Raw genomic sequence first — 12,496 nt, 5'->3', positions numbered from 1 at the left:
ATGTTGAATATATTAGTTGTTGAAGATGAGGCTCCAATAAGAGAGTGGATAGGATATACTATAAAAAATATTTCAGATGAGTTTAATGTAATAGGTAGTGTAAATAACGGTAAAGAAGCCTATGATCTAGCTATAAGTTCCAAGCCAGATGTTATTATAACAGATATAAAAATGCCAATAATGGATGGAATAGAGTTATCTAGAAAAATAAAAGAATTAATGCCAGAAGTATATATAATAATCCTAACTAATTTTGCCGAATTTTCATATGCGAAGGAAGCAATAAGTTGTGGGGTTTACGAATATCTAATAAAATCAGATATTAGACCAAAGGAACTGAAGGAGATACTAAGCAAAATTAATAATAAAATAAAAGTTCAAATTAATAAAAAAGAAGAAGAGGTATTAGACTCCCAAGAAATTATTAAGTCTAAGAAATATTCCAAATCTATAGAAAAGGCCTTAAAGTATATAGATGATAATTATAAAAATCATATTTCATTAATAGACGTGGCTAAACATGTATATTTATCACATGAGTATTTCTCTAGACTTTTTAAAGAAGAAGTTGGTGAAAATTTTAGTACTTATCTAACAATTTATAGAATAAAAAAAGCTAGTGAGCTTATAAAAAAGACAGATATGAAGATATCTCAAATTGCATTAGAGGTAGGATATTCAAATGCAGGATATTTTTCCAAAAACTATAAAAAGTACACTGGAGTTTCTCCAGAAGAAGATAGATATTGATTACATTATAATGAAATGTCAAATAAATTCTGAAAAATCAATATATTACAAGTGTATATTAGAAATTATACTTTAACAGTAAAATTATATCCAAATAATTATAAATAATATCAATATTATTTATATAAAGTAATCGTTTATTTATGTATAATTATATTAACAAAAAAATATTATAGGTTATTATCCAATGAAAAGGAGCGTAAATGATTAAAAAAATAGATACAATATTAATAGTTTCATTAATATTAGCTTTAATAATATTTTTTGCAACATCCTTAGGTGTTAATATGAATAATAATCTAAAGGAAAGAAAAGATTTAGAAACTTTAAAGATAGCAGTAGTTTTTACAGGTAGTGGATTAGGTGATAAATCATTTAATGACTTGATCTATGATGGTTTATTAAAAGCTCAAAAGGAGTTAGGTATAGAATTTGATTATGCTGAACCAATATATCCTGAGGAATATGAAAAGAGTCTAATGGAATTTTCAGAAACAGAGGAGTATCAATTAATAATTGCTATTGGTCCTGAACAAGAAAATGATGTGAAAGCGGTTTCAGAAATATTTCCAAATCAGAAATTTACTTTAATAGACTCTAAGCTTGAAGCAAATAATGTAAGCTCTATTTATACAAGATGGGAAGAACAAGCATTTTTAAATGGTGTTATTTCAGGTATATTAAGCAAAAAAGAGTATGAAGCTAGTGGTTTTATGCCAAAGGCTGGAATAATATTAGGAATGGAAGTCCCTCATTTAAGAGAAGGAGCAATTGGATTTGAGGCAGGATTTAAATATGTTAATCCTGAAGGGGAAGTTATGTCTGCAGTAGTAAACGATTTTAAGAATCCGTTAAAGGCTAGAGAAACTGCACTTTTAATGTATAGTAAAGGTGTTAAATATATTCAACATTTAGCAGGAGCTTCTGGACTAGGAGTATTTTCAGCAGCAAAAGAATCTGGAGGATATGCCTTTGGAGTAGATGAAAATCAGAATTTTTTTGAACCTAATGTTATAATTTCCACAGCTACAAGATATATGAATCAAATTATATTTAATGAAATTAAATATGTAAAGGATAACAGTTGGAATGATGGTGTTCATTTATCGGGATTAAAAGAAGGAATTATAGATATTACTAGAGAAGGGTCGCAAGTGGAATTAGATCCATATGTAATGAAAACAGTTAAAAAAATAAAATCAAAAATAGTAAATGATGAGTTAACTATACCTAAAAGCAAGGAAGAACTTGATGACTGGGTTAAAGTAAATAAATATAAAGATTAAATGGAGGGGTAAACATGAGAGCATTTGATATTATAGCAAAAAAAAGAGATAATAAAGAATTAAGTAAAGAAGAGATAGAATTCTTTATAGAGGGATATACAAAAGGAGATGTAACAGATTACCAAGCATCGGCATTACTAATGGCTATATATATAAATGGCTTCAGCAAGGAAGAAACAGTTAACCTTACTATGGCTATGATAAAATCTGGAGATGTAGTTGATTTAAGTGAAATAAATGGTATTAAAGTTGATAAACATAGTACTGGTGGTGTTGGAGACAAAACTTCTTTAATATTAGTTCCAATGGTAGCAGCAGCAGGTGCAAAAGTAGCTAAGTTATCAGGAAGAGGTTTAGGACATACTGGTGGAACACTTGATAAGCTTGAAGCAGTACCAGGATTTGATATAAATGTAAGCAAGGAGAATTTTATTAATTTTGTTAATAAATCAGGACTTGTTATAGCAGGCCAAACACAAAATATAGTTCCAGCAGATAAAAAATTATATGCACTTAGAGATGTTACTGCAACTATAGATAGTATTTCATTAATAGCTGCAAGTATAATGAGTAAAAAGATTGCATCAGGTTCAGATGCCATATTACTAGATGTTAAATATGGTGATGGAGCATTTATGAAGACTAAAGAAGATGCTGAAAAATTAGCTGAAGCAATGGTATCTATAGGTAAAGGTTTAAATCGTAATACTTCAGCAGCTATAACTTTAAATGGAGAACCTCTAGGACATGCAATAGGAAATGCATTAGAAATACAAGAAGTAATTGAAGTGTTAAGTGATAAAGGACCAGAAGATTTAAGAGAATTATGCTTAAGACTTGGTGCTCAAATGCTTAAGCTATCTAATGTAGAAGAAGATGTAAATAAGGGTAGAGAAGTATTAGAAGAAGTACTTAGAAATGGACAGGCTCTTGAAAAATTAAAAGAACTTGTTATAAATCAAGGTGGAGATGTAAAAGTAATTGAAAATAAAGACTTATTTACTATTTCAGAAGTAGTACATGAAGTTAAGGCTCAAGAAGAAGGCTATGTATATGAGCTTAATGCAGAAAAAGTAGGAATAGCATCATTACTAGCTGGAGCTGGAAGAGAAACTAAAGATGATTCAATAGATTATGGAGCTGGAATAATATTAGCTAAAAAGATGGGTAGTTATGTTAATAAAGGAGATTTATTAGCTACAATATACACTAGTGATAAAAATAGAATCGAAAAATCTGAAGAAATGTTATTATCAGCATATACAATTTCAAATGAAAAACCATCTAAAAATGAAATAATATATAAAATAATTGAGTAGTTTAATAAATACAAATAAAATAGATAGGAGATAAATAATGGATATAAAAGAAATCTTAAAGACAGTTGATCATACATTACTTTTACAAACATCAACATGGGGTGAAATAAAAGATATATGTGATGATGGAATTAAATATGGAGTAGCATCAGTTTGTATTCCACCATCATTTATAAAAAGAGTTAAAGAATATGTAAATGATGATTTGAAAATATGCACAGTTATAGGATTTCCTAATGGTTATAATACAACTGAAGTGAAAATTTTTGAAACTAAGGATGCAATAGAAAAAGGTGCAGACGAAATTGATATGGTAATAAATTTAGGTATGGTTAAAGATAAAAATTATGATTTTATAACTGATGAGATAAAAAAGATAAAGGAAGCATGTGGAGATAAGATATTAAAGGTTATAATAGAAACTTGCCTTTTAACAGAAGATGAGAAAATTGAGTTATGTAATTGTGTAACTAAGGCTGGTGCAGATTTTATAAAAACATCTACTGGTTTTAGCACAGGTGGAGCAACAATAGAAGATATTGAGTTATTTAGAAAAAATGTTGGTAAAGATGTAAAAATTAAAGCTGCTGGTGGAGTAAAGAGTATTGAGAAAGCAGAAGAATTTATAGACAAGGGTGCTTCAAGGCTTGGAACAAGTTCTATAATAAAGATAATGAATAACGAAGAAGTTAAAGGTTATTAATATCAAAAATTTTAATATAGGATTCCTAATCATCTAAATAATTTGTAGGAGGCATTCTTATGTATAATGATTTAAAAGAACATTCTATAAATATAAGAAAAAATATAATAGAAATGATAGCTGAGTCAAAATCAGGACATCCTGGTGGATCATTATCAGCTGTAGAAATACTAACATATCTATATTTTAAAGAAATGAATATAGATAAAAATAATTTAGATAGTAAAGAAAGAGATTATTTTGTATTAAGCAAGGGGCATGCAGCTCCTGCTTTATACTCAACCTTGATTGAAAAGGGTTTAATTGATAAAAATGAAGTGAAAAACTTAAGAAAGATTGGATCCATTTTACAAGGTCATCCAGATAGTAAAAAGATAAAAGCTGTAGATATTTCTACTGGATCATTGGGACAAGGAATATCTAATGCAGTAGGTTTAGCTATAGCTTCAAAAATAAATGAAGATAGAAATAGAGTTTATGCTATCTTAGGTGATGGAGAACTACAAGAGGGAATAGTTTGGGAAGCATTTATGAGTGCAGCGCATTATAAGTTAGACAACTTAGTAGCATTTATAGATAATAACAAACTGCAAATAGATGGGAAAAATGATGATGTAATGAAGGTTCAGCCTTTAGATGAAAAGTTTAAGGGATTTGGATGGAATGTAGAAATAGTAGATGGACATAAATTTGACGAAATAGAAAATGCGTTAGAAAAAGCTAGAGAGTCAAAAGGTAAGCCAACCGTTATTATAGCTAATACCATAAAAGGTAAGGGAGTTTCTTTTATGGAAAATAAAGTTGAATGGCATGGAACAGCTCCTAATAGTGATCAAAAAGAAAAAGCATTATATGAAATAGAAAATGAAATAAGGGAGGAATAAATATGGGAATAGCTACACGTGAGGCATATGGAAAAGCACTTCTTCAGTTAGGAAAAGAAAATGAAGATATAGTAGTTTTAGATGCAGATCTTTCTAAATCTACAAAAACATGTGACTTTGCAAAAGCTTATCCTGAAAGATTTATAAATGCAGGAATTGCGGAGCAAAATCTTATAGGGATGAGTGCTGGATTAGCTAGATATGGAAAAATTCCCTTTGCCAGTACATTTGCAGTTTTTGCATCTGGTAGGGCTTTTGAAGTAATAAGAAACTCAGTATGCTATCCTAAGGCTAATGTAAAAATAGCAGCAACTCATGCTGGAATAACGGTTGGTGAAGATGGTGGTTCTCATCAATCTATAGAAGACATAGCACTTATGAGATCATTACCTAATATGACGATATTAGTTCCAGCAGATGAAAAAGAAACTATAGAAGCAGTTAAGTTTGCAGCTAACTATAAGGGACCTATATATATAAGATTAGGGAGACTTAATAGTGAAGATATATTTGATGATGATTACAGTTTTCAATATGGCAAGGGGATTTCTATAGAAGAAGGTAATGATTGTACTATAATCTCTACCGGTATAATGACAGCTATGGCGAAAAAAGCAGTTTCTAACTTAAAAGAAAGAGGAGTTAATGTAAGATTAATTCATATGCCAACTATAAAACCTATAGATAAGGAAATCATAATAAAGGCTGCCAAAGAAACTAAGTTTATACTTACATGTGAAGAACATTCAATAATAGGAGGACTTGGAGAATCAGTAGCTAGCGTTACAGCAGAATTTGAGCCAACAAAGGTTATTAAGCTTGGAATAAATGATTTGTTTGGTGAATCAGGTACACCTAATGAATTATTAGAAAAGCATGGACTTACATCTGAGAATATAGAAAAAATTATCAAAAGTTATATATAATAAAATTTAGGGCTAGTATAAGTGAATGAAATAGATATATAATATGGATATAAGGGAAATTTTGCTAATCTCATTAAATGTATAAGGAGAATTGAAATGGCAGTAACTATAGATGATATAGCAAAAAAAGCAGGTGTTTCTTCTGCAACTATATCTAGGGTCTTAAATAATTCATCATATGTAAAAGATGAAACTAAGGAAAAGGTTTTAAAAGTTATAGAAGAAATGAATTATGTTCCAAGCGCTATAGCTAGAAGCCTTTCAAGAAGGGAGACTAGCACTATAGGAATAATAGTTCCTGATATAACAAATCCTTATTTTGGAGAAATAATAAAGGGTATAAGTAAAATTGCAGAAGAAGTTGGTTTAAATATAATACTGTTCAATACTAATAACGATATAAAAAGCGAATTAAAGGCATTGGATGAAGTTAAGAAACATAGATTAAAAGGTGTAATAATGACTCCAGGTTTTGGAGACACTAAGTTCGAAGATATATTTATAGATATTATAAAGAGTACAAGTATGCCTATTATACTAGTTTCTGCAGATTTAAATTATATAAATTTAAATGGAGTCTTTGTTGATGATATTAAGGGTGGATTTGATGCAACTGACTTATTAATAAAAAAAGGTCATAAAAAAATAGGTATAATAACAGGAATAATAAGCTCAAGTTCGGCAATAAATAGATTAAATGGATATAAAAAAGCATTAAAGGAAAATAATTTACCCATAATAACTAAATATATAAAAGAAGGAAAATTTAATCTAGATAAAGCTTATGAAATAACTAAAGAGTTTTTAGAAATGGAAGATCCACCTACAGCATTAATTGCATGTAGTAATATGATGACTTTAGGTGCAATTAAAGCTTTATTTGAAAAAAATAAAAAAATTCCTAAAGATATGGCTTTAGTTGGTTTTAATAAAATTGAATTCATAGATATAGTTGGAATTAATTTAACTTATGTAGAGGATTCACCTATAGAACTAGGAAGGTCAGCTATTAAACTACTTTTAGAGATATTTGAATCAGAAGAAAAAAATAAAATAACTCGTATAAAAATACCACCTAAATTAATTTTAAATGGATCTGAAGAAAAAGTAAGTAAATAAAACTTTAACTTTATTTGTAAGCGGTATCAATCGCAAGTATTATAATTTAAAACGATGCATTTCTTTGTAGATCAAAGATTGCTATATATTATTTTATGGAGGGATTATTATGAAAAAAAAGCTAATAGCACTAACACTTTCAGCACTTATGGTTACTGGTTTAGTAGGTTGTGGTAACAAAGGTGGAGAAGCATCAAAGGAAACTAGAAAAGACTTAAAAGTAGGTATGGTTACTGATGCAGGTACTATTGATGACAAGTCATTTAACCAAGGTACTTGGGAAGGTATAAAGAAGGCACAAACAGATTTAAAGGTTGAAACTAATTATTTAAAACCAACTGGAACAACAGAAGCTGATTATATTAAAGAAATAGGAAATCTTTATGACACAGGATATAAATTTATAGTTACTCCTGGATTTAAATTTGAAACAGCTGTATTTAAAGCACAAGATAAATATAAAGATGCTAAATTTGTAATACTAGATGGTAATCCACATAGTGGAGACTTTAAACCAGTTGTAGCTGATAATACAGTTGCTATATTCTTTGCTGAGCAAGAAACTGGATTCTTAGCAGGTGTTGCAACAGCACTTCAATTAAAAGAAGGAGAACTAGGATTTATAGGTGGTATGGAAATACCAGCACCTCAAAAGTTTAACTGGGGATTCCAACAAGGTGTTAAATATGCTAATGAAAATTTTGGAACAAAAATGAATATAAAGAAAGAAAATGTAGTATATCAAGGATCATTTGATAATGTTGCTGCAGGTCAACAATTAGCTGCAACTATGTTTGATAATGGAGTTAAAGCAATATTTACAGCAGCTGGTGGAGTTGGAGTTGGAGCTATAAATGAAGCTAAAGCTAGAGCTAACGCTGGAAAAGAAGCATGGATAATAGGTGTTGACAGTGACCAATATGCAGATGGTATTTATAAAGACAATAAATCTGTAATATTAACTTCAGCTATGAAAATGATAGATACAGCTGCTTATGATATGATTAAAGCTGAATTAGATGGAAACTTCCCAGGTGGAAAAACTTTAATATTTGATGCTAAAAATGATGGTATAGGACTTCCAAAAGAAAATCCTAATTTAAGTAAAGAAACTTCAGATAAAGTTGATGAAGTACTTAAACAAATTAAAGACGGAAAGATTACTGTATCAGATAAGCAAGGAGATTTAATTAAGTAGTTTTATAAGGAAATTTAAAGGCTAAGCCTTTAAATTTCCTAAATTAAGTATTAATAAGGAGAAAGCGGTGAATTATATGGAATATGTAGTAGAAATGCTTAACATTCGAAAAGAGTTTCCAGGGATTGTAGCAAATGATAATGTAACTTTACAGCTAAAAAAGGGAGAAATTCATGCTCTTTTAGGAGAAAACGGTGCTGGTAAATCTACATTAATGGGAATGTTATTTGGAATGTATCAACCAGAGGCTGGAATAATAAAAGTAAATGGAAAAGAAGTGAAAATTTCTAGTCCGAATGTAGCAAATGATTTAGGAATAGGTATGGTTCATCAGCATTTTAAACTAGTTGAAAACTTTACTGTAACAGAAAATATTATATTAGGTCTTGAACCAAAAAAATTCTTAACAGTTGATGTAAAAAGTGCAGCTAAAAGAATAGACGATTTATCAAAAACTTATGGCTTAAATGTTGACCCATATGCAAAGATAGAAGATATATCTGTCGGTATGCAACAACGTGTTGAAATCTTAAAAATGTTATACAGAAACGCTGATGTGCTTATTTTCGACGAGCCAACGGCAGTTTTAACTCCTCAAGAAATAGAAGACTTAATTGAAATAATGAAAAACCTTATAAAAGAAGGTAAATCAATAATATTAATTACACATAAGCTAAAAGAAATAAAAGCCGCTGCAGATAGATGTACTGTTATAAGAAGAGGTAAATGTATAGGAACAGTTGATGTAAAAACTACTACTGAAGCTGATATGGCAAAAATGATGGTAGGTAGACAAGTATCCTTTAAAGTAGATAAAAAACCTTCAACCCCAGGGGAAGAGGTATTAAGAGTTGAAAATTTATCAGTTAAAAATAATAAAAAAGTATTAGGATTAAAGGACTTTTCTTTAGAAGTAAGAAAAGGAGAAATAGTTGGTATAGCTGGTGTAGAAGGAAATGGACAGACTGAGATAGTTGAAGCTATAACGGGAATGAGAGAAATAGAAAGTGGAGCAATATTCTTTAACGGAAAGGATATTACTAAAACTTCAATAAGAGATAGAATTGATGATGGAATAGCACATATTCCAGAAGATAGACATAAAAGAGGACTAATTCTTGATTATACTATGGAAGATAACATGGTTCTTAAAGTTTATAAAAATGAACCGTTTTCTAAAAATGGACTTATAAATAGAAGTAAAATAACAGAATATGCAAATAACATTATAGAAACCTTTGATGTAAGATCAGGTGAAGGTGGAAAATCTATGGCTAGATCTTTATCAGGTGGGAATCAGCAAAAAGGAATTATTGGACGTGAAGTTCAATCAAATCCAGATTTATTAATAGCTGTTCAACCAACAAGAGGGTTAGATGTAGGATCAATAGAATACATACACAAAAGGCTTGTTGAGCAAAGAGATAGTGGGAAAGCTGTACTTTTAGTATCACTAGAATTAGATGAAGTACTAAATGTTTCAGATAGAATTGCTATTGTTAACAATGGTGAACTAATAGGAGTAGTAAATGCCTCTGAAACAGACGAAAACGAAGTTGGATTAATGATGGCAGGAATAAAGAGAGGTGAAAGCTAATGGAAAAAAATCAAGGTTTAAAATCTGTAATGGCTGTAATCTTAGGTCTTATTGCAGGTGCCATATTAATGGTAATCATGGGATTTAATCCTGTTGAAGGGTACGAGTATTTATTTAAAGGCGGATTAATGAATTTAGAAAGAATAGGTAACACTATAGCTACTGCAACTCCATTAGTGCTTACAGGACTTTCAGTTGCCTTTGCATTTAAAACAGGATTATTTAATATAGGGGCGCCTGGACAAATGCTATTTGGAGGATTTTGTTCAATAGCTGTAGGTTTAACACTGGATTTACCTAAAGCTTTACTTGTTCCTATAGTTGTATTAGTAGGAATTATAGGAGGAGCAGTATGGGCTACAGTTCCAGGATTATTAAAGGCTAAATTCAACGTTCACGAAGTCGTATCATCAATAATGATGAACTGGATAGCTTATTGGATAGTTTACTATAACATTCCAAAATATTTTAAGGGAGAATTCTTAGAAACTGAATCAAGAATGTTACCAGAAACAGCTACTTTAAGAGCTTCTTGGTTATCAAGTATATTTAGTGGATCATATATAAATTTAGGGATTTTCTTAGCAATAATAGCAGTTTTTGTTGTTTGGTTTATATTAAATAAAACAGTTTTAGGATATGAATTAAAAGCTGTTGGATTTAATAGATTTGGAGCAGAATATGCTGGTATGCCTGTTAATAGAAATATAATTATTTCTATGATGATAGCTGGAGCATTATCAGGTCTTGCAGGTGCTATACAATATACAGGTAACGCAAATATAATGCAAATAGGAGTTATGCCAACTCAAGGTTTTGATGGAATAGCAGTTGCATTACTTGGAGCAAGTAACCCTATTGGAGTTTTCTTCTCAGCGTTATTCTTTGGAGTACTATATGTTGGAAAAGGATTTATGAATGCTGCGGTAAAGGTACCACCAGAACTTGCAGACACTATAATGGCAACAATAATTTACTTTGCAGCAACAAGTATGATAATGGATAAAGTAATAAAAAGATTTAAAAAATCAAAAAAAGATGACGATTCAAAAGGTAAAAATAGTTCTGCTGAAAGGGTGGTGGAAAAATAATGTGGAGCATAATACAACAAATTTTTCCATATGCAATTTCTTTTACAGTGCCTCTTTTAATAACAGCGTTAGGAGCACTTTACTGTGAAAGAAGTGGAGTTATAAATATAGGATTAGATGGGCTTATGATAATAGGTTCATTTGCTGGAGCATTAACAGTATCAAAACTACAAGCAAACGGAGTTGCAGGGGCTTTATGGATAGGTCTTTTAGTTGCAACTTTAGCAGGAGTTTTATTTTCCTTATTACATGCATTTGCAAGTATAAACTTAAATGCTAATCAAGTAATTAGTGGTACAGCAATAAATATGATAGCTGGAGCATTAACAGTATTCTTAGCAAGAAATATGACAGGTAGTGGTAATATAAGAGTAACAAATGGATTTATTCCAAAAGATATACCAGTATTATCAAATATACCTGTAATAGGACCACTTTTCTTTACTAAAACTTATGCAACAACATGGCTTGTAATAGCAATTTTAATACTAAGTGTATTCTTATTATATAAAACAAGTTTTGGATTAAGATTAAGAGCTTGTGGGGAACATCCGCAAGCGGCAGCGGCAGCTGGTATAAGCGTATTCAAAATGAGATATATAGGTGTCATGATATCTGGAGGATTATCAGCTTTAGGTGGAGCTATAATATTAGTAACATATTCTGGTGAGTTTAACGGAAATGTTGCTGGTCTTGGATTCCTAGCTTTAGCAGCATTAATATTTGGACAATGGAAACCTATGGGGATACTAGGAGCAACTTTATTCTTCGGATTTGCTTCAACTATAGCAAACGTATCTCAAGTTATACCATCATTAGCATCTATACCAGGTGTATTATTAAAGATTTTCCCATACGTTGTTACTTTAATAGCGTTAGTACTATTCTCTAAATCATCACAAGCTCCAAAGGCTTCTGGTGAACCATTTGATGCTGGTAAGAGATAAGAAAGAATATGGAGGTTTAAGCTATGAAAATATTTATAGATACAGCAAATGTAGATGAAATTATATCTGCAAATGATATGGGGGTGATTTGTGGTGTTACCACAAATCCTTCTTTAATAGCAAAAGAAGGAAGAGATTTTAAGGAAGTTATAAAAGAAATAACTACTATAGTTGACGGACCTATAAGCGCAGAAGTAATTAGTCTTAAATATGATGAAATGGTAGATGAAGCACTTGAGCTATCTAAAATTCATCCAAATATTGTTATAAAGGTACCTATGACCATAGATGGGCTAAAGGCAGTTAAAATATTATCTTCTAAGGGAATAAAAACTAATGTTACATTAATATTCTCTACTGCACAAGCTTTATTGGCTTCTAGAGCCGGAGCTAGTTATGTAAGTCCTTTTATTGGAAGAGTAGATGATATAGGAAGTAAAGGTATTGAACTTGTAAAAGAAATTGCATCAGTTTTTAAAACACATAATATAGAGACTGAAATTATAGCCGCAAGCGTTAGAAATCCTATACACAGTATAGAGGCTGCTTTAGCTGGAGCTCATATAGCTACAATACCATACAATGTTTTAGTTCAAATGACTAAAAATCCATTAACTGACATAGGGATAGAAAAATTCTTAAGTGATTGGGAAAATAGTAATAAGAAATAGAGAAA

General features: G+C 30.4%; 12 protein-coding genes. All 12 read left to right on the top strand.

Annotation, left to right across the window (positions count from 1 at the left end; genetic code table 11):
* The 12 genes from ACZJV1_RS16875 (at position 1) to fsa (ending at position 12,491) form a co-directional block, all read left to right on the top strand.
* A complete protein-coding gene (locus ACZJV1_RS16875) occupies positions 1-750 on the top strand; it encodes a response regulator transcription factor (RefSeq protein ID WP_463650860.1) in 750 nt (249 codons plus the stop codon).
* A gap of 203 nt (positions 751-953) precedes the next feature.
* The gene (locus ACZJV1_RS16870; protein WP_463650859.1) at positions 954-2,036 is read left to right on the top strand and encodes a BMP family lipoprotein; all 1,083 of its coding nucleotides are present in this window, start codon (positions 954-956) and stop codon (positions 2,034-2,036) included.
* A 14-nt stretch (positions 2,037-2,050) separates the two neighbouring features.
* Complete coding sequence (locus ACZJV1_RS16865; RefSeq protein ID WP_411169011.1) at positions 2,051-3,355, top strand: pyrimidine-nucleoside phosphorylase; 1,305 nt, start codon at positions 2,051-2,053, stop codon at positions 3,353-3,355.
* Between the two features lie 37 nt (positions 3,356-3,392).
* Positions 3,393-4,058 carry a deoxyribose-phosphate aldolase gene (gene deoC / locus ACZJV1_RS16860; protein WP_463650858.1) on the top strand — a complete coding sequence of 222 codons (666 nt, stop codon included), beginning with the start codon at positions 3,393-3,395 and terminating at the stop codon, positions 4,056-4,058.
* Positions 4,059-4,117: 59 nt separating this feature from the next.
* A complete protein-coding gene (locus tag ACZJV1_RS16855) occupies positions 4,118-4,942 on the top strand; it encodes a transketolase (RefSeq protein WP_460289373.1) in 825 nt (274 codons plus the stop codon).
* A 2-nt stretch (positions 4,943-4,944) separates the two neighbouring features.
* A complete protein-coding gene (locus ACZJV1_RS16850) occupies positions 4,945-5,868 on the top strand; it encodes a transketolase family protein (protein WP_460289372.1) in 924 nt (307 codons plus the stop codon).
* Between the two features lie 96 nt (positions 5,869-5,964).
* The gene (locus ACZJV1_RS16845) at positions 5,965-6,987 is read left to right on the top strand and encodes a LacI family DNA-binding transcriptional regulator (protein WP_460289371.1); all 1,023 of its coding nucleotides are present in this window, start codon (positions 5,965-5,967) and stop codon (positions 6,985-6,987) included.
* Positions 6,988-7,096: 109 nt separating this feature from the next.
* A complete protein-coding gene (locus ACZJV1_RS16840; RefSeq protein WP_463650857.1) occupies positions 7,097-8,185 on the top strand; it encodes a BMP family lipoprotein in 1,089 nt (362 codons plus the stop codon).
* Positions 8,186-8,261: 76 nt separating this feature from the next.
* Positions 8,262-9,782 carry an ABC transporter ATP-binding protein gene (locus tag ACZJV1_RS16835; RefSeq protein ID WP_463652173.1) on the top strand — a complete coding sequence of 507 codons (1,521 nt, stop codon included), beginning with the start codon at positions 8,262-8,264 and terminating at the stop codon, positions 9,780-9,782.
* Positions 9,782-10,873, top strand: coding sequence for an ABC transporter permease (locus tag ACZJV1_RS16830; protein ID WP_463650856.1), 1,092 nt, complete (start codon positions 9,782-9,784; stop codon positions 10,871-10,873). Before ACZJV1_RS16835 ends, ACZJV1_RS16830 begins: the two co-directional genes overlap by 1 nt.
* Complete coding sequence (locus ACZJV1_RS16825; RefSeq protein ID WP_411169004.1) at positions 10,873-11,820, top strand: ABC transporter permease; 948 nt, start codon at positions 10,873-10,875, stop codon at positions 11,818-11,820. Before ACZJV1_RS16830 ends, ACZJV1_RS16825 begins: the two co-directional genes overlap by 1 nt.
* Before the next feature lie 23 nt (positions 11,821-11,843).
* The gene (gene fsa, locus ACZJV1_RS16820; RefSeq protein WP_463650855.1) at positions 11,844-12,491 is read left to right on the top strand and encodes a fructose-6-phosphate aldolase; all 648 of its coding nucleotides are present in this window, start codon (positions 11,844-11,846) and stop codon (positions 12,489-12,491) included.
* The last annotated feature ends 5 nt before the right edge of the window (positions 12,492-12,496 follow it).

This window comes from Clostridium sp. LS3, assembly GCF_055330225.1.
This window is presented reverse-complemented; position numbering and strand designations above follow the sequence as displayed.

What these genes read in the sequence shown, in the direction of transcription:
- ACZJV1_RS16825 (WP_411169004.1), top strand. Translation starts at nt 10,873, where the DNA reads ATGTGGAGCATAATACAACAAATTTTTCCATATGCAATTTCTTTTACA.
- ACZJV1_RS16835 (WP_463652173.1), top strand. Translation starts at nt 8,262, where the DNA reads ATGGAATATGTAGTAGAAATGCTTAACATTCGAAAAGAGTTTCCAGGG.
- ACZJV1_RS16865 (WP_411169011.1), top strand. Translation starts at nt 2,051, where the DNA reads ATGAGAGCATTTGATATTATAGCAAAAAAAAGAGATAATAAAGAATTA.
- deoC (WP_463650858.1), top strand. Translation starts at nt 3,393, where the DNA reads ATGGATATAAAAGAAATCTTAAAGACAGTTGATCATACATTACTTTTA.
- ACZJV1_RS16850 (WP_460289372.1), top strand. Translation starts at nt 4,945, where the DNA reads ATGGGAATAGCTACACGTGAGGCATATGGAAAAGCACTTCTTCAGTTA.
- ACZJV1_RS16875 (WP_463650860.1), top strand. Translation starts at nt 1, where the DNA reads ATGTTGAATATATTAGTTGTTGAAGATGAGGCTCCAATAAGAGAGTGG.
- ACZJV1_RS16870 (WP_463650859.1), top strand. Translation starts at nt 954, where the DNA reads ATGATTAAAAAAATAGATACAATATTAATAGTTTCATTAATATTAGCT.
- ACZJV1_RS16840 (WP_463650857.1), top strand. Translation starts at nt 7,097, where the DNA reads ATGAAAAAAAAGCTAATAGCACTAACACTTTCAGCACTTATGGTTACT.
- fsa (WP_463650855.1), top strand. Translation starts at nt 11,844, where the DNA reads ATGAAAATATTTATAGATACAGCAAATGTAGATGAAATTATATCTGCA.
- ACZJV1_RS16855 (WP_460289373.1), top strand. Translation starts at nt 4,118, where the DNA reads ATGTATAATGATTTAAAAGAACATTCTATAAATATAAGAAAAAATATA.
- ACZJV1_RS16830 (WP_463650856.1), top strand. Translation starts at nt 9,782, where the DNA reads ATGGAAAAAAATCAAGGTTTAAAATCTGTAATGGCTGTAATCTTAGGT.
- ACZJV1_RS16845 (WP_460289371.1), top strand. Translation starts at nt 5,965, where the DNA reads ATGGCAGTAACTATAGATGATATAGCAAAAAAAGCAGGTGTTTCTTCT.